General features: G+C 73.8%; 17 protein-coding genes. 8 read left to right on the top strand and 9 right to left on the bottom strand.

What is annotated here, in order from left to right:
* Positions 1–4 precede the first annotated feature (4 nt).
* Complete coding sequence (locus OG799_RS30530) at positions 5–3,502, top strand: ATP-binding protein (protein ID WP_406040014.1); 3,498 nt, start codon at positions 5–7, stop codon at positions 3,500–3,502.
* Between the two features lie 34 nt (positions 3,503–3,536).
* Here the strand turns inward: OG799_RS30530 and OG799_RS30525 are convergent, their stop codons facing one another.
* Both OG799_RS30525 and tnpA read right to left on the bottom strand, forming a co-directional pair.
* Positions 3,537–4,712 (bottom strand): RNA-guided endonuclease InsQ/TnpB family protein, encoded by a 1,176-nt coding sequence (locus OG799_RS30525; RefSeq protein WP_406040012.1) that lies wholly within the window; start codon positions 4,710–4,712, stop codon positions 3,537–3,539.
* Positions 4,709–5,131: an IS200/IS605 family transposase gene (tnpA, locus tag OG799_RS30520; protein WP_406040010.1), complete on the bottom strand. Its 423-nt coding sequence runs from the start codon at positions 5,129–5,131 to the stop codon at positions 4,709–4,711. Before tnpA ends, OG799_RS30525 begins: the two co-directional genes overlap by 4 nt.
* A 96-nt stretch (positions 5,132–5,227) precedes the next feature.
* Here tnpA and OG799_RS30515 point away from each other — a divergent pair, with 96 nt between their 5' ends.
* From OG799_RS30515 to OG799_RS30500, 4 genes are read left to right on the top strand one after another with little or no spacing between them, the layout of a single operon-like run.
* Positions 5,228–7,159: an MFS transporter gene (locus tag OG799_RS30515; protein ID WP_406040008.1), complete on the top strand. Its 1,932-nt coding sequence runs from the start codon at positions 5,228–5,230 to the stop codon at positions 7,157–7,159.
* Complete coding sequence (locus OG799_RS30510) at positions 7,156–7,713, top strand: hypothetical protein (RefSeq protein ID WP_406040006.1); 558 nt, start codon at positions 7,156–7,158, stop codon at positions 7,711–7,713. Before OG799_RS30515 ends, OG799_RS30510 begins: the two co-directional genes overlap by 4 nt.
* On the top strand, positions 7,710–8,894 hold the full coding sequence (locus OG799_RS30505) for a M23 family metallopeptidase (RefSeq protein WP_406040004.1): 1,185 nt from the start codon (positions 7,710–7,712) through the stop codon (positions 8,892–8,894). The genes OG799_RS30510 and OG799_RS30505 overlap by 4 nt, the downstream gene beginning before the upstream one ends.
* 13 nt (positions 8,895–8,907) lie before the next feature.
* Complete coding sequence (locus OG799_RS30500) at positions 8,908–9,510, top strand: hypothetical protein (protein WP_406040002.1); 603 nt, start codon at positions 8,908–8,910, stop codon at positions 9,508–9,510.
* 6 nt (positions 9,511–9,516) lie between these two features.
* Here OG799_RS30500 and OG799_RS30495 read toward each other — a convergent pair whose 3' ends face one another.
* Complete coding sequence (locus OG799_RS30495) at positions 9,517–10,077, bottom strand: hypothetical protein (protein WP_406046455.1); 561 nt, start codon at positions 10,075–10,077, stop codon at positions 9,517–9,519.
* Positions 10,078–10,295: 218 nt separating this feature from the next.
* Here OG799_RS30495 and OG799_RS30490 point away from each other — a divergent pair, with 218 nt between their 5' ends.
* Both OG799_RS30490 and OG799_RS30485 read left to right on the top strand, forming a co-directional pair.
* Entirely contained in the window at positions 10,296–12,833 is a 2,538-nt protein-coding gene (locus OG799_RS30490) for an FtsK/SpoIIIE domain-containing protein (RefSeq protein ID WP_406040000.1), read from the top strand.
* Positions 12,830–13,534 (top strand): hypothetical protein, encoded by a 705-nt coding sequence (locus OG799_RS30485; protein ID WP_406039998.1) that lies wholly within the window; start codon positions 12,830–12,832, stop codon positions 13,532–13,534. Before OG799_RS30490 ends, OG799_RS30485 begins: the two co-directional genes overlap by 4 nt.
* A gap of 31 nt (positions 13,535–13,565) precedes the next feature.
* On the opposite strand, the gene folE is transcribed toward OG799_RS30485, so the two are convergent.
* From folE to OG799_RS30465, 4 genes are all read right to left on the bottom strand, one after another.
* The gene (gene folE, locus OG799_RS30480; RefSeq protein WP_406046454.1) at positions 13,566–14,228 is read right to left on the bottom strand and encodes a GTP cyclohydrolase I FolE; all 663 of its coding nucleotides are present in this window, start codon (positions 14,226–14,228) and stop codon (positions 13,566–13,568) included.
* 32 nt (positions 14,229–14,260) lie between these two features.
* Complete coding sequence (gene ftsH, locus OG799_RS30475; protein ID WP_406039996.1) at positions 14,261–16,267, bottom strand: ATP-dependent zinc metalloprotease FtsH; 2,007 nt, start codon at positions 16,265–16,267, stop codon at positions 14,261–14,263.
* 336 nt (positions 16,268–16,603) lie between these two features.
* Positions 16,604–17,179 (bottom strand): hypoxanthine phosphoribosyltransferase, encoded by a 576-nt coding sequence (hpt, locus tag OG799_RS30470; RefSeq protein WP_346116807.1) that lies wholly within the window; start codon positions 17,177–17,179, stop codon positions 16,604–16,606.
* Positions 17,180–17,278: 99 nt separating this feature from the next.
* On the bottom strand, positions 17,279–17,416 hold the full coding sequence (locus OG799_RS30465; protein WP_406039994.1) for a hypothetical protein: 138 nt from the start codon (positions 17,414–17,416) through the stop codon (positions 17,279–17,281).
* 150 nt (positions 17,417–17,566) lie between these two features.
* Between OG799_RS30465 and OG799_RS30460 the strand changes: the two genes are divergently transcribed.
* Positions 17,567–18,526: a GlxA family transcriptional regulator gene (locus OG799_RS30460; RefSeq protein ID WP_406039992.1), complete on the top strand. Its 960-nt coding sequence runs from the start codon at positions 17,567–17,569 to the stop codon at positions 18,524–18,526.
* Here the strand turns inward: OG799_RS30460 and OG799_RS30455 are convergent, their stop codons facing one another.
* Both OG799_RS30455 and tilS read right to left on the bottom strand, forming a co-directional pair.
* Complete coding sequence (locus OG799_RS30455; RefSeq protein ID WP_406039990.1) at positions 18,527–20,158, bottom strand: gamma-glutamyltransferase family protein; 1,632 nt, start codon at positions 20,156–20,158, stop codon at positions 18,527–18,529.
* Positions 20,159–20,417: 259 nt separating this feature from the next.
* Positions 20,418–21,494, bottom strand: a complete 1,077-nt coding sequence (tilS, locus tag OG799_RS30450) for a tRNA lysidine(34) synthetase TilS (protein WP_406039988.1) — start codon at positions 21,492–21,494, stop codon at positions 20,418–20,420.
* Between the last annotated feature and the right edge of the window lie 33 nt (positions 21,495–21,527).

Genomic DNA, 21,527 nt, shown 5'->3' with positions numbered 1-21,527 from the left:
TCGCATGAGTCGCTCTTCCACGCCGGGTTCCCCGGCCGGGCGGCACGCCGGTCCGCACGGTAACCGTGCGCGATCGTTCGACTACCCTGAGGCCGACGAGCGGGACGAGGTCGCCCTCGACCCGGCCCTGGTGACCAGCCCCGGGCACGGTCGGGTCGGCGTCTTCCAGCCACCCCGGCCCGCCCCGCCGCGCGGCCAGTCAGCCGGCGAGCAGCCCGCGTCCACGATCGGCGACGGCGGCGACATCGATTCGCCGTTCCTCGACCTGTTCGGCGGCGCGCAGCCCGGCGGGCGACACCCGGCACCGCCCGCGCTGACCCGCACCCCGGAACCGCCGGCCACCGAGCCGGCACCCGTGGTCGCGCCGCCCCGCCGCGGCGTCGGGCGGGAGACGCTTCCGATCCCGCACCAGCACGTCGCCCCCGCCGAGCCCGCGCCGCCGGCCGAGCGCCGGCCCGCTGCCGACCGGTCCACCGCCCGGCTGCGAACGGCGACCGCCGGCACCCCGCCGGTCGACCGCCCCGGCGACGCCGTGGACGTCGTGCGGTCGACACCCCGCGCTCCGGAGCTGCCGGACGACGCCGCCGACCGGGTGCCCGCCCTCGACCCGGCGCCCTCGCCGCCCGGCCGCAACCGGGTGCCGCACCAACCCGGCGACCGGCTCCCCGCGCTGCGGCCGACCGCCGACCCGGAGCAGACCGACCCCGGCGCCGAGCCTCCGCTGGAGCGTCCGGCCCGCCACGAACCGCATCCCGCCGACCGGGCGGAGCGCCGCGCCGACGCGGAGCGGCTCGCCGCGCCGGGCGTCCGCGAGGTCGCCGCGCCCACCACCCGGGAGGTGGCGACGCCACCCGCCCGCGAGGTGGCCACGCCCCGGCAGCGCTCCGCCGCCGAGCGGAACACCCGGCCCGCCAAGCCGGTCCGGGTCCGCCCCCCGAAGATCAAGTTCGGCGACCGCGACCCGTCGGTCGAGCTGGCGATCACCGAGATCGCCGGTCACCTGACCTTCACCCCGAACACCGTCACCGCCTGGTACTGGCTGCCCGAGGTGCGCTGGGCGTTCCGCCCGGACGCCGAGCGGGAGGCGCTGCTCTCCGCCATCTCCGAGCAGTACGCCGGCCTGGCCGGCTTCCGGCTGCACCTGCGCCGCACCACCCGGCCGTTCCCCGCCGACGAGTGGGCCCGCACCATCGACGCGCACACCGCGTCCCCGCTGCCCGACGTGCCCGGCACGGCCGGCTGGGCCGACCACCTGGTCGCCGCGCAGCGGCACCTGATGGCGGTCAACCACGCCGAGGGGCAGACCTACCTGGGGGTCACCTTCGCCCGCCGGTCGCTCGGCGACTCGCTCACCGAGCGACTGCTGCGTACCTTCGGCCGGGGCACCGCCGACGGCGAGCGCCGCAAGCTTGGCCGGACGGTCGAGCAGTTCGACGAGGTGCTCGGCGCGTTCGGCATGCGCGGTCGCCGGGTCACCGCGCAGGAGCTGGAATGGCTGCTCTACCGCTCCGTCGCGCTCTGCATGTCGCCCCCGGGCGCCCTCTCCCCGATCACCAACGGGCGGTGGGAGCGCGGCGACCTGCTCGCGCTCACCGAGCAGGTGGAGCGCTACCGCACCCCGTACGGCTCGACGGTCAAGCTGGTGAACCGGATGACCGGCGAGGAACGGCACGTCGCCGTGCTCGCCGTCGGCCGGATGGAGCCGCTGGAGATCCCCGAGCGGCACGAACCCTGGCTGCACTTCCACGAGCGGCTGCCCTGGCCGATGGAGATCTCCACCCGGGTGGACATCCTCGGCTCGGCTGACTCCTTCCGCAACCTCGAGCACCGACTCCGGATGATCCGGTCCCAGCAGCTCGACTACGCGGAGCACGGCATCGACGCCCCGCCCGAGCTGGAACGCCTGGCCAAGCGGGCGCTGGTGATCGGCGACGAGATGACCACCGGCCTGCCGGTGGACTCGGCCCGCGCGCACGGCTGGCACCGGATCGCGGTCGGCGGCCGGACCCGCGAGGAGTGCCTGGAGCGGGCCCGCCGGCTCATCCAGCTCTACTCCCGCGAGTTGCGCATCTCGCTGCAGCATCCGAAGAACCAGGACTGGCTGGCCCGCGAGTTCATCCCCGGCGAGCCGATCGCCAACACCGGCTACGTCCGGCGGATGCCGGTCCCGCTGCTCGCCGCCGCGCTGCCGCAGGCCGCCTCCACCGTCGGCGACCGGCGCGGCGACCTGATCGGGCGGACCGCCGGCACCTGCCGCCGACCCGTCTTCCTCGACCTGCACTTCCCGATGGAGGTCCGGGAGCGCTCCGGGCTCGCGGTCTTCGTCGCCGAACCGGGCGGTGGCAAGTCCACCCTGCTCGGCGCGCTCGGCTACCTGGCCGCCCGGCGCGGTGTGCAGGTCACCCTGCTCGACCCGTCCGGCCCGCTGGCCCGGCTCTGCGCCATGCCCGAGCTGCGGCCGTACTCCCGTGTGCTCAACCTGACCGGCTCTGAGCAGGGGACGCTGGCGCCGTACGCGCTGATCCCGACGCCGCTGCGCACCGAGTTCGGGGCGGGCTCGGCCGGCGACCGGGAGTTCGAGATCGCCGTCTCCAACGCCCGCGCCGAACGCCGGATGCTGGTGCAGGACATCTGCATGATGCTGGTGCCGCCGCAGGTCGCCCGCGAGGCCTCCACCGCCACGTTGTTCCGGCACGCCGTACGCCAGGTGCCGGCGGAGGAGACCTCCACCCTGGACGACGTGGTCGCCTGCCTGCAGGGGCTCGACGACGACGCCGGCCGGGAACTGGCCAACCTGCTGCTGGACACCGCCGAGATGCCGCTCGCCATGCTCTTCTTCGGCCGGCCGCCGGAGGGGCTGCTCGGCGCCGACGCGGCGCTCACCGTGATCACGATGGCCGGCCTGCGGCTGCCCGACCTCAAGATCGAACGCGAGTACTGGTCGGCCGAGGAGGCCCTCGCCCTGCCGATGCTGCACACCGCGCACCGGCTCGCCGTCCGCCGCTGCTACGGCGGGTCGATGTCGTCGCGGAAGCTGGTCGGCCTGGACGAGGCGCACTTCATGGAGGGCTGGCGCTCGGGGCGCTCGTTCCTGGTCCGCCTCGCCCGAGACTCCCGCAAGTGGAACCTCGCCGCCCTGGTCGCCTCGCAGAACCCGAAGGACATCCTCGGCCTCGACGTGCAGAACCTCGTCTCCACCGTCTTCGTCGGCCGGATCGCCGAGGACACCGAGATCGCCTCCGAGGCGCTGCGACTGCTCCGGGTGCCGGTCAACGACGGCTACGAGGCGACCCTCGCCTCGCTCTCCCAGGCCGACGCCGGCTCCGCCGCCCGGCTGGGCTTCCGCGAGTTCGTGATGCGCGACGTCGACGGTCGGGTGCAGAAGGTCCGGGTCGACGTGTCGTACGTCGACGGGCTGCTCGAGCACCTGGACACCACCCCCGCCGCGGTCACCCAGGCCGCCGGTGCGCTGCCGACCGTCCTGGCTGATCTGGAGGCGTGACGTGACTCCTCCGACGCTTGAAGGCGCCAGCTTCTCAGGTCGCGGTTGCGGCCTGACGGGCAAGCCCTGCCCGGAGTACGTTGCTGGCGCCGACCACGTCCGAATGCGCGCTGTACGCGCAGCGCACGCACTGGAAGTCGGCTTGGGTGACGCGGTTCTCCTTCGCACAGTGCCCGCATCGCGGGCAGGTGCGGGAGGTGTTGCGGGGGTCCACTGCGATGATCGTCCGTCCGGCGCTTTCAGCCTTGGCGGACAGGATCGCGAGGAACATCCCCCAACCCGCGTCGAGAACCGAACGGTTCAGCCCAGCCTTCGCGGCCACGTTGACGCCGGGAGCGCCGATCGTGCCGCGCGCCGAGCGGGTCATGTTGGCGATGCGCAGGTCTTCATGCGCGATCACGTCATGCTGTCTGACCAGCCACAGCGCGGTCTTGTGGGCGTGGTCGCGCCGCTGCCGACGTACCTTGGCGTGCAGCGCTGCGACCTGCGCACGGGCCTTGCAGCGGCGGTTGGAGCCACGCCTGCGCCGAGCCAGGGCCCGCTGCGCCTGGGCCAGTCGGTCGGCGGACGCGGCGAGGTGGCGGGGGTTGCCGACCTGGACACCGTCGTTGGTGGTGAGAAAGGACGCCACACCCATGTCGATCCCGACCGCCGACCCGGTGGCCGTCAGCGGTTCGGCGGGTACGTCGTCGCAGGCCAGGACCGCGTACCAGCGGCGCCCCTCCCGCTTGACACTGATCGTCTTCACCCGGCCGTCGACCTTGCGGTGGGCGTGTACCCGGATGTGGCCGACGCCCTGCAGGTACACCCGTGTCTGCCCGGAGTCGGGGATGGAGTCCCAGCGGCAGCCGTCGCCGTCCTTCGGCCACTGCACGGTGTCGAACCAACCGGCGCCCTTGAACCGCGGATATCCCGGAGTCTGGCCTGCCTTGACCCGACCGAAGAACGCGGCAAACGCCTTGTCGAGGCGGCGCAGGGTGGCCTGCTGAGAGGAGAACGACCAGCGGCCCTGGTCGGGATCGGCGCGGCGGATGTCCTTGAGCTGGGCGGACTGGTCACCGTAGCGCACGCTCACCCGGGAGCGGCGGTACGCCTCGCGCCGCTCGGCGAGGGCGGCGTTGTACAGCTGCCGGTGGTCCTCGACGCACGCGGCCAGCGCCGCCGCCTGACGTGCGGTGGGGCGCAACAGAAACGCGTACGCCCGGATCACGACGACCCCTCCCTGCGCCACGGCCTCTCGTACTGGGAGTCGAGATACCGGCGCACCGCCATGGCGGACACCGCGCCCACGGTCACGGCGAAGAACGACCGGGACCACAGTGTGGGCAGCCGCGAGCGCAGCGACGGGAACTCCTGCCGCAGCACCCGCGACGTGAAGCCCTTGAGCTGGTTCGCGATATGGGCCGGCGAGTCGGCGGGGTGCGCCTTGACGAACAGGCGCACGTGGTCCGGCATGACCTCCAGGGCGACAACCCGCCAGTCCCGCTCGTCGCACCTAGTGCGAATCAACTCGTCGCAGCGGCGACCGATCTCACCAGTGAGCACAGGCCGGCGGTACTTCGGGCACCACACCACGTGGTACCCGAGGTCGTACGCAACCCCCGCGGAAACCTGCACCTCACCCGCCACGCCACAAGTATATAGGGATGCTGCATCTATCATTGGAGGGAGGGAGCGCGGATTGCCCCGCCGCCTGAAGGCGGCGGCCCCCTCCGCGCGACTCTGATGGCGACGGCCCGGGCACGGATCGCGGCGCTCCTCCTCGCGCTCGGCGTACTCGCCGTGGCCACCGTCGCCTGGCCGGTGGTCGGGGCGACACCCGCGTACGCCGCGACACCGGTCGCCCAGGCCCGGGCCGAGCTGTGCAGCACCAAGGAGTGGCAGGCCGACTTCCGGGCCTGCGTCGCGAAGCTCAAGGAGGTCAGCCAGGACCAGGTCGAGTGCCGCAACGCCCCGGTCCCGGGTGCGCCGGACTCCGGCCTGGCCGGCTGGTTCGCCGCCCGCCCGGACTCCGCCAAGCTGCCCGGCCCGAAGGGCCTCTACAGCGACTACGGCTACGCCGGATACAGCTACACGACATACGACGTCGACGGCGGCTGTGCGTCGTCCGTGCTCCATCCGGACTACCGCTTCACCACCATGGTGGCCAACGGCGAGTTCATGTTCGCGAACGCCGTGATCGGCGCCTCGAACGCGCTGCGCGAGCGGGCCTGGGATCCCCGCTCGATGTGGGGTTGGGCGGATCCGCTGGTGGACCAGGCCACCAAGGCCGTCTACCAGAAGGTGTTCAGCGTCTTCGGCATCATCACGCTCTGCGTGGTCGGCCTATACCTGCTCTGGCGCTCCCGCCAGTCGGACATGAGCAACGCCATGACGACGGCCGGCTGGGCCCTGCTGGTGATGGTGGCGGTCACCGCCCTGGCGGCCTGGCCGGTGAAGTCGGCGAACATCGCCGACAACACCCTGGTCACTTCGCTCAGCGTCGTGCACGACGCGATCGGCCCGGCCTCCAGGGACACCCCAGCGGGGCAGTGCGACGATCCGAACCCCGAGGCGTGCAAGGATCACCGTCCCCCGGCGGTGCGGGCCAGTGACACGGCCACCGAGACGATGCTCTACCGGAACTGGCTGCGCGGCGTGCTCGGCTCGGCCGACAGCGAAACCGCGAAAAAGTACGGTCCGGCGCTCTACGACGCCAAGTCGCTTTCCTGGGAGGAGGCGGAGAAGCTCCGCCAGAACCCGGCCACCCGGGAGGCGACCATCAAGGCGAAGCAGCAGCAGTGGGCCCGGGTCGCCGAGCAGATCAAGACGGAGGACCCGGAGGCGTACGAGTATCTCCAGGGCGTCCGGGACATGGACCGGATCGGGGCCGGCTTCATCGCGGTGTTGGCCTCGCTGCTCTTCGCGATGTTCGACCTGACCGCCTCGCTGCTGGTGCTGCTGGGCTTCCTGATCTTCCGATGGGCCGTGATCGCCGCACCGATCCTCGGCACGGTCGGTCTGATGCGTCCGGCCAGCGCCGGGCTGCGCCGGCTGGCGAACGCGGTGGTCGCGGCGGTCTTCAACATCGCCATCTTCGGCACCGGCGCGGCCATCTACCTCTTCGCGGTCGACCTCATCATGAACACGCCCACCCTGCCCGGCTGGCTCCAGGTGGTGCTGGTCTGGCTCTGCGGGGTGGTGGGCTGGCTGCTGCTGCGTCCGTACCGCCGGATCACCCAGCTCGGTGGCAAGGACAGCAGCGAGGCGATCAGCTCGGCCGGGTCGTGGCACCGCCGCTTCTTCCGGGACGTCCGGGTCGCGGCCCGGCTGGACGTGGTCGAGCCGGGCGGCACGGCGGAGCCGGCGCTCGGCCGGCGGCGGGGTGTGCTGCTCGACCAGGGCAGCCTGCGGCCGGAGGCCCGGCACGAGGATCCGTCGCACGCCGCCGCCGACCGGCAACGGCCGGACGGACGGGAACGGACGGAGGATGCGCTTGCACCGGAGCAGCCGGGCGGCGGCCGGACCGCACCGCGTCCCCGACGCCGGCAGCCGGCCACCTGGACCGAACCTGACGTGCCGGAGGAGGCCCCGGCGTTCGCGATCTACCGTCCGGGCTCGGCCGAGCCCGCGCCGGCCAGCAAGCCGATGCCGCGGGTGCGCTCCGAGGCACGGTGAGCACGATGCGACGAGCGCTGGAATTCCTGCTCACCCGGGTACTGCGGTCCCGGCTCGGCGTCGCGGTGGTGATCGCCGTCCTGGTCTTCGGCGTGATCGGGGCGGCGCGCCTGATATCCGGCCCCGTCGACCCGGCCACCGGCCTCAGCAACCGGCCGCGGGAGCCGATCAGCACGGTGGACCCGGCGGCCGGTGACGACGGGGTGCTGTCGAGCGCGGCGCCCGCCAAGCCGAAGACCTGGCCGGGCGAGCTGACCCCCGAGCAGGCCGCCGGCCGGTTCACCAACGTCTGGCTGGCCGGACCGGGCAGCAGCGGGGACGAATGGCAGGCGCGCCTGCGCCCCATGTCGACCTCAGCACTGACCGAGAAGCTCACCGGCGCGGATCCGGAGACCGTCCCCGCCCGGCGGGTGACGGGTCAGGTCACGCTCCGTCCCCGGACGGAGTCCTTCGTGGAGGCCCTCGTCCCGCTGGACAACGGCCGGCTCCGGCTGGAGCTGGTGGCCCCCGACGGCCGGTGGCTGGTGGACGCGGTGGACTGGGAACGCGAATGAGCGAGCAGTGGGAGAACGGCGGACCCCCGCCCCGCAGCCGGAAGCTCCGGCTCGGCGTCGTGGCCGCCGCCGTGACGACCGCGCTCACCCTGCTCTGCTGCGTGGGCGGCGCCGCGGCGTTCTTCCTCACCGAGCTGGGCGGCGAGGAGCAGGACGACGCGACCGTGGCCGGGCTGGCCTGCGACGCGGCCCACCGGGTCAGCATCACCGGCGACATGCCCCGCTTCGCCGAGTACGGCGAGGGGCAGCTCCGCAACGCCGCCGTCATCATCAAGGTCGGTCAGGACATGAAGGTGCCGGCCCGGGGCTGGGTCATCGCCGTAGCCACCGCGATGCAGGAGTCCACGCTGCGGAACCTCGCCAACACTGCCGAGCCGGCCTCCCTGGCGCTCCCGAACGAGGGGGTCGGCTCCGACCACGACTCACTCGGCCTGTTCCAGCAGCGACCCGGCTGGGGCAGCGTCGCGCAACGCATGACGCCCACCTATGCGGCCCGCAAGTTCTACGAGAAGTTGGTCAAGGTCCGGGACTGGGACCACCGGCCGTTGACCGTCGTGGCCCAGCGAGTGCAGGTCAGCGCGATCCCGGACGGGTACGCCAAGCACGAGGAACTGGCCGGCCGGATCGTCGACGCGCTGGCCGGCGGTGCCGCGCGGACGGTCCAGATCGCCGGCAAGGCGGTCTGTGACGCGGCCGCCGGCGCGCGGATCGCCGCGTCGGGCTGGACCGCGCCGATCCCGGGTCGCGCCGGCTCCGGCTTCCGCACCGCCGACCGGCCCAGCCACAACGGGGTGGACATCGCCGCGGACAAGCGGACGGAGATCCACGCCGCGTCCGCCGGCCGGGTGCTGGTCGCCCGCTGCGACCCGGACCACTCCGGACGACGCGACTGCGACCGCGACGGGTGGCCGGGCAAGGGCGGCTGCGGCTGGTTCGTGGACATCCTGCACGCCGGCGGGTACATCACCCGCTACTGCCACATGGTCGAGCGCCCGCAGGTGGTTCCCGGGCAGGCGGTGGCGGCCGGCGAGGTGATCGGCCTCTCCGGCAGCAGCGGCAACTCCTCCGGGCCGCACCTGCACTTCGAGGTGCACATCGAGAGCGACCGGTCCAGCCGCGGCGCCATCAATCCCGTGCCGTTCATGCGGGAACACGGGGCGCCGCTGGGCGGCGACACGTGAGGCCCACCGACGGATGACCGGCCCCCTTCCCGACCCGTTCGCGGACCAGCCCGACTGGGCGCCGCTGCCGCCCCGACCGCTCAAGATCGTCCCCGCCGCCGGCCGGGTCGAGCTACGCGGCCGGCGGGTGCTGGTCGGGCTGCCCGGCCTGGGCTGGCGGGGTGACCTGCGCTCCGACGAACGGGTAGTGCAGGGCAGCCGGACCTACGTGCCGGTCATCCCCGAACACGAGTGGTACCGCGCCGAATCCGAGCAGGTGGAGGTCTTCGCGCCGCTGGTACCGGTCGAGCGGGTCTGGGTGGAGACGGTGGGCGAGCGGCAGGGCGGCGCAGCCACGTCCCGCGAGTCCGGCATCAGGCTCGCCTCCCTCGACGCGCCGGCACCCCGGGCGCCGACCCCGGCCTTCGAGGCCGACGCGGTGGCGGGCCGGCGGGTGGTGCACGTCGTCGGACCGACCGAGCACCGCGACCTGCGGGCGGTGACCGAGACCTACTCCGGAGCCGAGGGAGACATCTGCGTCCGGGTCACCTCCGAGCTGGAGTGGTACCGCTGGGCCTGGCGCGGCCAGGCACCCACCACCCTCGAGGTTCCGGTCCACCTACTGTGGGTCGAGTAGCGGCCCTCAACCGACCTTGCGGCCCTCACAGACCCGCCACCCGTCATTGTCGATCACTTTGAACTGCCAGTCCTCTCGACGGCTACTCCGCGTCTGGCCGTCTGCGGAGCTGGAAATAGTCAAGGTCGTGGTGACCAACTCCCCATCGCCACTTTTTGCTCTGGCGAGTGCACCCCAACCGACGCGGACAACGACGTTGAAGTTCGCTTCGCGCCGTTCCAGCTCGTCTCGGAGGCCTCGAACGGCGTCGAGGTCGCCCCCGCCCCCGCAGGCGAACCCGCTGGCCTTCGTGTCGTTGCGGTCCACCAGGAACGCACGGAGGTAGTTGTCCACCACGACGTCGGGGGCGCTGCGGTCCGGCGCGGTTGCGCGGTCGTACAGGATGAAGCCGGTGATCCCGCCGCCGACACAGAGCACCGCGAGCACCCCGGCGACCACCGAGAGCACCGTGCGCAGCCGCCGCCGGGGACGCTGCGGCGCCGGAGCCGGCGCGGGGGGCGCCAACTGCTCGGGCGGGGTCCGCTGCGCCGGTACCCGGGAGACCTGGGAACCGGTGGGGGGCTGCACTGATTCCACCCCTTGAGGCTATCGGCTACGCGCCGCGTACCCAATGCCCCAGATTCACCGATCGCGCCCGCCTGCTGGCAGGAGGCGGGACAATGCCCGACCGGCCGCGGTGAGCTGGCTCGCAAAGACCGCGCAGCGCCGGTCGACATCCCGGAGTCGGGCCACCGGCTGGGATACCGTCACTGCGCGGGGAGGAGATGTCGGCCTCGGGAAGAGAGGTGGACGCGGTGGGCAGTCCGAAGGCGAGAGCCGGCCGGGCCGCCGCCCTGCACCGGCGGGCCGCGGCCGCCGCGACTGCCGCCGCCGGCATCCTGGACGAGATCCGACCCGCCCCGGCCGACCACCACCGGCAGTACGAGCTGGCGGAACGGCTACGAACGGCCGCCGCGCTGGCCGCGCTGGGTTGGGCCGGCGCCGCCCTGGAGACGTTGACCGCGGCCACCCCGCCCGGCGACCGACCGCCGCCCTTCGTCCGGGTCGGCACCGCCGCGCCGCTGGACGACGCCCGGTTCCCGGCGCTGGTGCCGCTGCTGGGCAGCGGTCACCTGAGCGTCGACACCGACGCCGCCGATCCCAGGGTGGCCGGGCTGCTGCGGGCCCTCCTGCTCCGGCTGCTCGCCGCCGCGCCGGCCGGCGCGATTCTGGTCCGCGCGGTGGACGGCACCGTCGAGTGGGATCCGACCGGCGGCGTCTTCGGGGGATTCGCGGGGTTGGCCGACGCGGGGCTGCTGCCGCCGCCGGCCGTGGACGTGGCGGGGCTACGGGCGGTGCTCACCGAGGCGGAGCAGTGGGTGGCCGCCGGCACCGCCCGGCAGCGTGGGCACGATCGCACGCTGCTGCTGGTGGTGGCCGCGTTCCCCGCCGGGACCGGCGCGACCGACCTGGGTCGGATCGAGGAGCTGGCTGCCCGGGGGCACCGGGCCGGCCTGCACCTGGTCGTCGCGGGCTGGTCGCCCGACACCACACTGCCCCAGGCCACCCCTGTCGCGGTACGCAACGCGTACGCGCTGGTCGGTGATCCGCCGGAGCAGGCGCTGAGCGGCCCGGGCCCCGAGACGGGCGGTGGGCTCAACTCCCCCGTCTTCGTCGAGGAGGACCCGCCCGACGAACTGGTGGCCGGGGTCTGTCACCGGCTGGCCCGACAGATCGAGGACGGTTCCCGGCTCTCCCTGACCGACCTGCTGCCCGCCGGGGAGCTGTGGGCGTCGAGTTCCGTCGACGGGCTATCGACCGTGGTGGGTGACGCCGCCGGGCGCCCGGTCAGCCTCGGCTTCACCGAGCTCACCCCGCACTGGCTGCTCAGCGGCCGGTCCGGCGCCGGGCGTTCGGCGTTCCTGACCAACGTGCTGTTCGGACTGACCGCCCGGTACGGCCCGGACGAGCTGGTGCTCTACCTGGCCGACCTGGACGACGGTGAGTCCTTCGTGGAGTTCCTGCAGACCGAGCGGGACCGCACCTGGGTCCCGCAGGTCCGGGCCGCCGGGATGGCCGCCGACCGGGAGTACGTGGCGGACCTCGTCGGCCAGCTCGAGGCGGAGCTGCGCCGCCGGGAGGAGGCTGGCCGGCGGGCCGGCGGGCAGCGGTACGCGGAGCTGCGCGAGCACCAGGCGCTGCCTCGGATCGTCTGCGTGATCGACAACTTCCCCCTGCTGCTGCGGGACCGCGACCGGCTCGCCACGGACCTGCTGACCCGGCTGGACGTGCTGGCCCGCGCCGCCCGGGCGTACGGCATCCACCTGGTCCTGGCCGGCGAGGGCGACCTTGGCATCGGTGGCCCGCGCGATCCCCTGCTGGGCCAGTTCCCGGTGCGGGTCGCGCTGCCCGGCGGGTCGGCGGTGCTGGAGCCGGCGAACGACGCCGCGGCCGGGCTGCCCGTGGGCAGCGCGGTGGTGAACACCGCGGGTGGCCTGGGTGGGCCGCGCGGCGCCACCCGGGGGCACGAGCGGATGATCCGCTTCCCCTATCCGCACGAGGATCCGGAGACTCTGGCCGTGCTGCGGCACCGGCTCTGGGCGGCCCGGCCGGAGGGCTCCGGCCCGCCGGTGGTCTTCGCCGGGTACGCGCGCCCGCTGCTCGCCAACGATCCACGACACCGGGCGGCGCTGGCCGGCCGGGCGCATGCGCCGGCCGCGCTGCTCGGTCGGGCGGTGGATGTGCACCGTTCCACGGTGGCGGTGCCGCTCGGCGCGGCCGCCGGCCGGAACCTCGCCGTGCTGGGCCGCGACGAGGAGGCGAGCCAGCTGCTGGTCACCGCGGCGCGGAGCACGGCGGCGCACCACCCGTCCGCCCGGTTCGTGCTGGCTCCACTGGCGAACGGGTCGGCCGAAGCGGCCGCCGAGCTGGCCGCGGAGCTGGCCGAGCGGCACCGGGTGGAGACGGTCGACGTGGCCGGGCTGCGCGCCGCGATGGACGCGGGCGAGCCGGGCTACCTGGTGGTGTTCGGGCTGGACGTGCCGGACGCGACGGAGCTGCCGGTGGAGCGGCTGCGGTCGCTGCTGCGGGAAGGGCCGCCGACGGGGCTGCACCTGCTCGGCTGGTGGCGTTCGGTGGGGCCGCTGGCCGGGTTGCTCGGCCCGGAGGGCGAGGTCGACAAGCTGACCGCCGTGGCGGTCACCGACGTGCCGGGCGCCCGGTTGGAGTCGCTCTTCGACCGGCCGGTGCTGTGGCGGCCGCGTCCGGGCCGGGCGGTGCTCTGGGACGGCCCGGGTGAGCTGGGCACGGTGCTGGTGCCCTTCGGGGCGGAGCCGGCGACGTGAGCGAGAACGGAACGGCCGTGCCCGCCCCCCGGCCGGGCCGCCCGCCGGCCGACACCCCGGATCCGGCCGCGGCGGCCTGGGCGGACTACGTCGCCGCCGCCCGCCAGCTCGACGGGGTGCGCCGGGCCGCGACGACCGCCGCCAGCGAGCAGGCCCGCTCGGTGCAGGCCGCCCGGGAGGAGCTGACCGTGGTCCGGGCCCGGCTGGCCCCGCAGCAGGCGCAACTGCGGGAGCTCGGGGTGCCGGCGATCTCGTTGCAGCCGACGCCGCCGGAGCTCACCGAGGCGGCGAGGTCGATGGTGGCCGGGCCGGCGGCGGTGCTGACCTCGCTGCAGGCCGCCGGGCGCTGGGCCGACGGCGCGGACGACACGCTGGCCGCGCGGGGGCTCCCCCGCCTGGCGCGCTGGCCGTCCCGGCCCCGCAACCTGCTGGTGTACGGGCCGCTGGCGCTGGTGGTCCCGTTGATCCAGCTGCTGGTGCTGCTCGGGACCGGCACCGGCCCGGCGAGCATCCTGGCGCTGGTGGTCGGGCTGCCGATGCCGGCGGTGGCCTTCATGGCGGGTTGGCTGGCGGTCGGCCGGCTGTTCCGGCCCCGGCCGGAGGACCGGGTGGACCGGACACCCCGGTTCGGGGCGCTGGTCTGCCTGGTCCCGGCGGTGGCGACCACCGCCGGGATCGTCCTGACGATGCTGGCCGGCTGAGGCGGCCGACGGGCTCCGTCGGCCGCACCGGTCAGCGGATGATCAGCGACATCGCTTCGGCGCGGGACTTCGCGTCGCGCTGCAGTACACCGCGGACGGCCGAGGTGATGGTCTTGGCGCCGCTCTTCTGGATGCCGCGCATCGCCATGCACATGTGCTCGCACTCGAGCACGACGATGACGCCACGGGGTTCCAGCTTGCTCATCAGCAGGTCGGCGATCTGCGACGTGAGCCGCTCCTGCACCTGGGGGCGGCGGGCGAAGACCTCGACCAGCCGGGCCAGCTTGGACAGACCGGTGATCCGGCCGTCCGGCCCGGGGATGTAGCCGATGTGCGCGCTGCCCCGGAACGGCAGCAGGTGGTGCTCGCAGAGGCTCATCACGTCGATGTCCCGGACGAGCACCAACTCCTCGTGGTTGGCCTCGAAGGTGGTGCTGAGCACCTGGGCCGGGTCGACCCGGAGGCCGGCGAAGAGCTCGGCGTACGCGCGGGCGACCCGGGCCGGCGTCTGCTGGAGGCCGTCGCGGTCCGGGTCCTCGCCGACCGCGATGAGGATCTCGCGGACGGCCTTCTCGATCCGAGCCAGGTCCATGGTCTCCTCGACCGGACGACCGGTGAGCTTGCCGCTGATCAGTCGCGCGGCGACGTAGTCGAGGGCCTCGTCACCGTCGGGCTCGGTCGACGAGGCGGCCAGCCCCTTGTCGGGGCTGGCCGCGGCGTCCGTGTTCAGTGGGTACCGTCCGAGTTGTTCGAGGCGCCGCCGACCGAGGCGCCGTCGGCCTCCGCCTGGGCCTTGAGCTTGTCCTTCTCGGCCGGGGTGAGGACCGGCGGCTCGGTGGAGGGCTGGCGCTTGCCGAAGCCGTGGTACGGGGCCATCGGCGGGCGCTTCACCACCCGGGCGCAGATCCGGGCCATGTCGGCGGTGGAGAGGGTTTCCTTCTCCATCAGCTCCAGGACCATGTTGTCCAGCACGTCCCGGTACTCCACCAGGATCTCCCAGGCCTCGTCGTGGGCCAGTTCGATCAGCGCCCGCATCTCGCCGTCGATCTCGGCGGCCACCGAGTCGGAGTAGTCCCGCTCGTGGCCCATGTTGCGGCCGAGGAACGGCTCGTCGCCGCTGGTGCCGTACTTGATCGCACCGAGCTTGGAGCTCATGCCGTACTGGGTGATCATCGCGCGGGCCAGCTGGGTGGCCTTCTCGATGTCGTTGCCGGCACCGGTGGTGGGCTCGTGGAAGACCAGCTCCTCGGCGGCCCGGCCGCCCAGCGCGTACGCCAGGGTGTCGATCATCTCGGCCCGGGTCTGGGTGTACTTGTCCTCGGTCGGCAGGACCAGGGTGTGGCCCAGCGAGCGGCCACGGGACAGGATCGTCACCTTGTGCACCGGCGCGGCGTGCGGCAACGCCCAGGCGACCAGCGCGTGCCCACCCTCGTGGTACGCGGTGATCTTCTTCTCCTGGTCGCTCATCACCCGGGTCCGGCGCTGCGGGCCGGCGATCACCCGGTCGATCGACTCCTCCAGGGAGTCGTTGGAGATCGCCCGCTGCTCCTTGCGCGCGGTGAGCAGCGCGGACTCGTTGATCACGTTGGCCAGGTCGGCGCCGCTGAAGCCCGGGGTCCGCCGGGCGACCGCGTCGAGGTCGACGTCGGGCGTGAACGGCTTGCCCTTGGCGTGCACCCGCAGAATCGCCTTGCGGCCCTCCATGTCGGGAGCGTCCACCGGGATCTGCCGGTCGAAGCGGCCCGGGCGCAGCAGCGCCGGGTCGAGGATGTCCGGCCGGTTGGTGGCGGCGATCAGGATGACGCCGCCCTTGACGTCGAAGCCGTCCATCTCGACGAGGAGCTGGTTGAGCGTCTGCTCGCGCTCGTCGTGGCCGCCGCCCATGCCGGCGCCACGGTGCCGGCCGACGGCGTCGATCTCGTCGACGAAGACGATCGCCGGCGCGTTCGACTTGGCCTGCTCGAAGAGGTCGCGGACCCGGCTGGCGCCGACACCGACGAACATCTCGACGAAGTCCGAGCCGGAGATCGAGTAGAACGGCACGCCGGCCTCGCCGGCGACCGCGCGGGCGAGCAGGGTCTTACCGGTACCGGGCGGGCCGAACAGCAGCACGCCCTTCGGGATCTTGGCGCCCAGGGCCTGGTACTTCGCCGGGTTCTGCAGGAAGTCCTTGATCTCGTGCAGCTCCTCGACGGCCTCGTCCGCCCCCGCCACGTCCGCGAAGGTGGTCTTCGGCGTGTCCTTGGTGATCATCTTCGCCTTGGACTTGCCGAAGTTGAGCACCCGGGAGCCGCCGCCCTGCATCTGCGACATGAAGAAGAGCAGCAGGAGCACCAGCAGGGCGATGGGGAGCAGGTTGACCAGCAGGCTCACCCAGACGCTGTCGGACGACACCTTGGTGTCGGCCGGCCCGGTGATCTTGTTGTCCGCCTTGGCCTTGAGGACCTCGTTCCAGACCTGGTCGCCGGCCTGGTACGGGAACTGCGCCTCGATCTTGTCGGTGGTGGTGTCACCGAACTTGGTCTTCTGGGCCAGCTCGAGCTGGAGCGTCTGCTCCTTGTCCTGGAAGACCGCCTTGTTGATCTTGGCGGTGTGGAGCTGGTCGAGCGCAACGGAAGTGTCCACCCGGTGGTAGCTGGGACCAGCGGTGAACAGCTGACTGAGCACAACGGCGCCGAGGATGACCAGGATGATCCAGACCACCGGTCGGCGGAAGAAACGCGTACGTTCCATACTGTTGTCGAGCGCCGAGACGCCCGCATCCTCCTGATCGACGTCCTGACCGTCTGAATGGTGTCGCCGCCTCGGGCGGCGGCCGGAGCCGCCGTGCGGGCCGGCCTCGACCCCGAAGCGCGCGAATTGCCGCGCCGCGGTCATTCGACGGTACACCGTTCGTGCCAGATGTGAGCTTGCGAGCCCAGCACTTACGCGGACGGCGAACCGGGTTTTGGGCCGGCGCGACGGGGAGGGGTGCCTCCTCGTCACCGACCCCTACCGTAGTCCGATCAGCTGAGAGCCCGCTGAACGTCCGCTCGATGAGCGCCGATACGCGCAGCTCGGCGGGGCGGCTCAGGCGCGGGCGTAGACCTCGGGCTTGAGCACGCCGACGTAGGGCAGCTCCCGGTACCGCTCGCCGAAGTCGAGGCCGTAGCCGACGACGAACTCGGTCGGGATGTCGAAGCCGACGTACTTGACCGGGACCGGCACCTTGACCGCGTCCGGCTTGCGGAACAGGGCGACCACCTCGACGCTCGCCGCCGAGCGGGACTCCAGGTAGCGCAGCAGCCAGGAGAGGGTCAGGCCGGAGTCGACGATGTCCTCGACGACCACGACGTGCCGGCCGGCGATGTCCCGGTCCAGGTCCTTGAGGATCCGGACCACGCCGGAGGAGGTGGTGCCCTGGCCGTACGAGGAGACGGCCATGAACTCCAGCTCGGCGGGGGGACCCTGTCGACCGAGCGCCCGGGCGAAGTCGGCCATGAACATGACCGCGCCCTTGAGCACGCAGACGAGCATGAGTCCGTCTTCGACGTGCGCGTAGTCCGCCGAGACCTGCTTGGCCAGTTCCGCGGTCTTCTCGCGGATCTGCGCCTCGGAAATGATCACGTGGTCGATGTCGGCGTCGTACCAGGAGCCGTCAGCCATGCTCCTAGCCTGCCGTACGCCGGATGGCCCCCGTCGGCGGGGCCGCGCCTTTTGGTGCGGTCCCGCCGCGGATTTTCTGCGCGGAAGGTGCAAATCACCTCAGCAGGTGCTGGAGCGCCAGCGCCGGCCGTCGGCGGTGGGCTTCCAGTCGGCCGAGTCGCGGGTGTCCACACCCAGCCCGGCGGCCGCCGCGACGGCGAGGGCGAGGAGGAAGAGAAGGAGCAGCAGGAGTTCCATGGCGGCGCTCGCTTTCGCGTGGTTGAGGTGGGTTTCGCCGCCGGTGCGCACCGGACTGAGACCAGTCTCCGACCGCCTGGGCGGATCGAAAAGTGGCAGGCATGCCAGTGGGCATCGATTTCCTGCCACTCCTTCGGTTACCCTCGTCACATGCTGCGTTCGGCCGCCGTCATCGCGCTGGAACAGGTCGCCCCCTTCGAGCTCGGCGTCCTGGCGGAGGTCTTCGGCACCGACCGGACCGCCGACGGCTTCCCGGGCTACCGCTTCAGCGTCTGCACCGCCGACGGCGGCCCGGTGCGCACCGGCTCCGGTTTTCTGCTCACCCCGCACGCCGACCTCACCCCGGTCGAGGAGGCCGACCTGGTCGCGGTGCCGGCGCACGCGGGGCAGACGACCGTCCCCGCCCCGGTGCTCGACGCGCTGCGCCGGGCCGCCGACCGGGGCGCCTGGCTGCTCAGCGTCTGCTCCGGCGCGTTCGTGCTGGGCGAGGCGGGGCTGCTCGACGGGCGGGACTGCACCACCCACTGGCGGTACGTCGACGAGCTGCAACGTCGGTACCCGGCCGCCCGGGTCCGGTGCAACTCGCTCTACGTGCAGGACGGCAAGCTGCTCACCAGCGCCGGCACCGCCGCCGGGATCGACGCCTGCCTGCACCTGGTCCGGCAGGAGCACGGCTCCGCGACGGCCACCCGGCTGGCCCGGCGGATGGTCGTCCCCCCGCACCGCGACGGCGGCCAGTCCCAGTACGTCGAGGCGCCGATCCCGAAGGCGCCGGAGGCGCCCACCCTGGAGCCGGTGCTGGAATGGCTGATGGGTCACCTGGACCGGACGGTCACCGTGGAGGAGCTGGCCGCGCGGGCCGGGATGGCGCCGCGTACCTTCGCCCGCCGGTTCCGGGCCGAAACCGGCACCACCCCGCACGACTGGCTGACCAACCAGCGGGTGCTGCTGGCCCGACGGCTGCTCGAGGAGACCCGGCTGAGCGTGGAGACGGTGGCCGACCAGGCCGGCTTCGGCGACGCGGCGGCGCTGCGGCACCACTTCACCCGCCGGCTGGGCACCACCCCGCACGCCTACCGGACGACCTTCCGGGAACGCGCCGAGGTCTGATCACCAGCCCAGCATCGCCCCGTCCACGCGGGACTCCGAGCCGGCCACGTACCCGCCGGCCGGGTGCCGCCAGATCGCCTGCCCGTACCCGAAGACGGCCGGCTCCGCCGCGACGGTGACCTCGTGCCCCCGGGCCCGCAGGCCGGCGACCAGGCTCTGCTCCGCCGCCAGCGCCGGCTCGACGAGCACCGAACGCCCGGCGTGCCAGTACCAGCGCGGGGTGTCCAGGGCGGCCTGCGGATCCCGCCCGGCGTCCAGGGTGGCCGAGACCAGTTGCACGTGCCCCTGCGGCTGCATGTGCCCGCCCATCACCCCGAACGGCCCGACCGGCGCGCCGTCCCGGGTCAGGAAGCCCGGGATGATCGTGTGGAACGGACGCTTCGCCGGGGCCACCACGTTCGGGTGTGGCGGGTCGAGGCGGAAGCCGGTGCCCCGGTTCTGCAGGGCGAAGCCGTGGCCGGGCAGCACCACCCGCGAGCCGAAGGCCAGGTAGGTCGACTGGATCAGGCCGACCATCATGCCGCCGGAGTCGGCGGTGCAGAGGTAGACGGTGCCGCCCCGCTCCGGGTCACCGGCCACCGGGTCACCGGCCCGGTCCGTGATCAGGGCCCGCCGGGCCGCCGCGTACCCCGGGTCGAGCAGTGCCGCCGTCGGCACCGGCGTCCGCTCCGGGTCGGCGACGTACGCGTGCGCGTCGGCGAAGCCGAGCTTCACCGCCTCGATCTGCCAGTGCAGCCGCTCCTGGGGCGACAGCGCCGCCAGGTCGACCCCGTCGAGGACGTTCAGCGCCAGCAGCGCCGCCACCCCCTGCCCGTTCGGCGGCAGCTCCCACACCTCGTGCCCCCGGTACCGGACGCTCACCGGGTCCACCCAGGTGGAGGTGTGCCGGGCCAGGTCGTCGCCGGTGATCAGGCCGCCGGTCCGGGCGGCGTGCGCGTCGATCGCCGCCGCGATGCTCCCCCGGTAGAAGTCGGCCCCGCCGGTCGCCGCGATCCGCCGCAGCGTCCCGGCCGCGTCCGGGTTGCGCCACCGCTCGCCCGGGCGGGGCGCTCGCCCGTCCACGGTGAACACCCGGTCGAACTCGGCGTACTCGGGCCCCGCCGGACCGCCCGCGGCGACCGCGCGGGCCCACGTCGCGGCGGTGCCGGCGGCGACCGGGTAGCCGTGCTCGGCGTAGCCGATCGCCTCGGTGAAGAGGTCGGCGAAGGGCAGCGAGCCGAAGCGGTCGTGCAGGTCCCGCCAGCCGGCCGGCGCGCCCGGCACGGTCACCGGCAGCCAGCCCCGGGCCGGCATGGCCGGCCCCTCGGCCTGCGCGCCGCCGAGGGCGTCGACCGGCGTCGCGCCCCGCCGGTCGGTCGCGGCGAGGACCATCTCCCGGGTCAGCGCGGCCGGCGACCGCCCGGAGGCGTTCAGCCCGTGCAGCCGCTCGCCGTCCCAGACGATCGCGAAGAGGTCGCCGCCGATGTCGTTCGACGGCGGCTGCACGACGGTCAGGGTGATCGCGGTGGCCAGCGCGGCGTCGACGGCGTTGCCGCCGCGCCGCAGCACGGCCAGGCCCGCGGCCGCCGCGAGCGGCTGGCTGGTCGCGACGGCACCGTTCGGGGCGAAGAGCGGCTGTCGGGGGTACGCCATCCGCCATGTCTACCGCCTCCGGCGGCACCCGGCGAGAGCGCGGGCGCCTCTGCCGGCGCCCTCCGCCCTCCGCCGGCACCCGGCGCACCGGCCGGCTGCTGGCTGCCGGCTACCGGCTGCCGGCTGCCGGTCGACAGGTGTCACCGCGTGTCCTTTGCTCTGCTTCACCCCAGGCAACACGTGGCCGAGCAGGTGTTGCCTCCGCTGCAGCAGAGCAAAGGACGTGCCGAGGTATGTCCGCCCGGCGGCTCGGCGCGGCTCAGCGGGGATCGGCGAGGTGGAGCCGGCCCTCGTGACGGGCCACCCGCAGGCCGCCCGGCAGGTGGACCGCGCCCTGCCCGTGCCACTGCGTCACCAGGGCGTCCAGCGCGGCTACGTGCCGATGCGACAGCGCGGCCGGTTGGGCGCCCAGTTCCCGGGCCCAGGCGTGCAGCACCCGGGTCCGCACCGCCGCCGGCAGCGCGGCCAGCGCCGCGACGGAGAGGCCATCCCCGGCGGCCCGCACCCCGGCCCCCACGGGCCCGGCGGCCGGCGGAGCTGCGGGACCCGACCCGGTTGGGTGGCGGTCCGACGAGCCGGTGTCGGCGGGAGCGGCGAGCGCGGCGGCGGCGAGGGCGTCCAGGGCGGCGGTGTCCGCCGCGACGAGCCGGGCGGTCCGCGCCAGGTTGTCGAGTACCCCCGGGCCGAGCGCCCGGACCAGCGCCGGCAGCACGTCGGCGCGGACCCGGGCCCGCGCGTACGCCGGGTCGGCGTTGTGCGGGTCCTCCCACGGGTTGAGCCCCAGCGCGGCGCAGGCCTTGCGGGTGTCGTCCCTGCCGAGGTCCAGCAGCGGGCGGAGCAGCGGCACACCGTGCAGGTCACGGCGCTCCGGCATCGCGGCCAGCCCTCTCGGGCCGGCACCCCGGGCCAGCGCGAGCAGCACGGTCTCGGCCTGGTCGTCGCGGGTGTGACCGAGCAGCAGCGCGGCAGCGTGGCGCCGGCGGGCGGTGGCGACGAGGGCCTGGTAGCGCGCCTCCCGGGCGGCCGCCTCGGGGCCACCCGGTCGGCCGGCGACGGTCACCGGGACCGCGTCGACCGGGTCGAGGCCGATCCCGACGGCCCACCGGGCCACCGCGTCGGCCCGCTCGGCCGAGCCCGGTTGCAGGCCGTGGTCCACGGTCACCAGGCCGGCCCGACGACCCAGCCGGGGGGCGACGAAGGCGGTGGCCGCCGCCAGGGCGAGCGAGTCGGCGCCGCCCGAGCAGGCCACCAGCACCGGCCCGTCCCCGGTCAGCCCGGTCAGCGCCCGACGGACCGCGACCCGGACCGCGGCGACCGCCGGGGCGAGCTCGGCCACGGTGCCGATCTTCGTTCGCGACTGCGGGGCTCG

The sequence above is a fragment of the Micromonospora sp. NBC_00898 genome (genome assembly GCF_045207895.1).
In the GTDB taxonomy this organism is placed as follows: domain Bacteria; phylum Actinomycetota; class Actinomycetes; order Mycobacteriales; family Micromonosporaceae; genus Micromonospora.
The sequence above is the reverse complement of the archived record's forward strand: the minus strand, read 5'-3'. Positions and strand labels throughout refer to the sequence as shown.

What these genes read in the sequence shown, in the direction of transcription:
- OG799_RS30530 (WP_406040014.1), top strand. Translation starts at nt 5, where the DNA reads ATGAGTCGCTCTTCCACGCCGGGTTCCCCGGCCGGGCGGCACGCCGGT.
- OG799_RS30515 (WP_406040008.1), top strand. Translation starts at nt 5,228, where the DNA reads ATGGCGACGGCCCGGGCACGGATCGCGGCGCTCCTCCTCGCGCTCGGC.
- OG799_RS30505 (WP_406040004.1), top strand. Translation starts at nt 7,710, where the DNA reads ATGAGCGAGCAGTGGGAGAACGGCGGACCCCCGCCCCGCAGCCGGAAG.
- OG799_RS30500 (WP_406040002.1), top strand. Translation starts at nt 8,908, where the DNA reads ATGACCGGCCCCCTTCCCGACCCGTTCGCGGACCAGCCCGACTGGGCG.
- ftsH (WP_406039996.1), bottom strand. Translation starts at nt 16,267, where the DNA reads ATGGAACGTACGCGTTTCTTCCGCCGACCGGTGGTCTGGATCATCCTG.
- hpt (WP_346116807.1), bottom strand. Translation starts at nt 17,179, where the DNA reads ATGGCTGACGGCTCCTGGTACGACGCCGACATCGACCACGTGATCATT.
- OG799_RS30465 (WP_406039994.1), bottom strand. Translation starts at nt 17,416, where the DNA reads ATGGAACTCCTGCTGCTCCTTCTCTTCCTCCTCGCCCTCGCCGTCGCG.
- OG799_RS30460 (WP_406039992.1), top strand. Translation starts at nt 17,567, where the DNA reads ATGCTGCGTTCGGCCGCCGTCATCGCGCTGGAACAGGTCGCCCCCTTC.
- OG799_RS30455 (WP_406039990.1), bottom strand. Translation starts at nt 20,158, where the DNA reads ATGGCGTACCCCCGACAGCCGCTCTTCGCCCCGAACGGTGCCGTCGCG.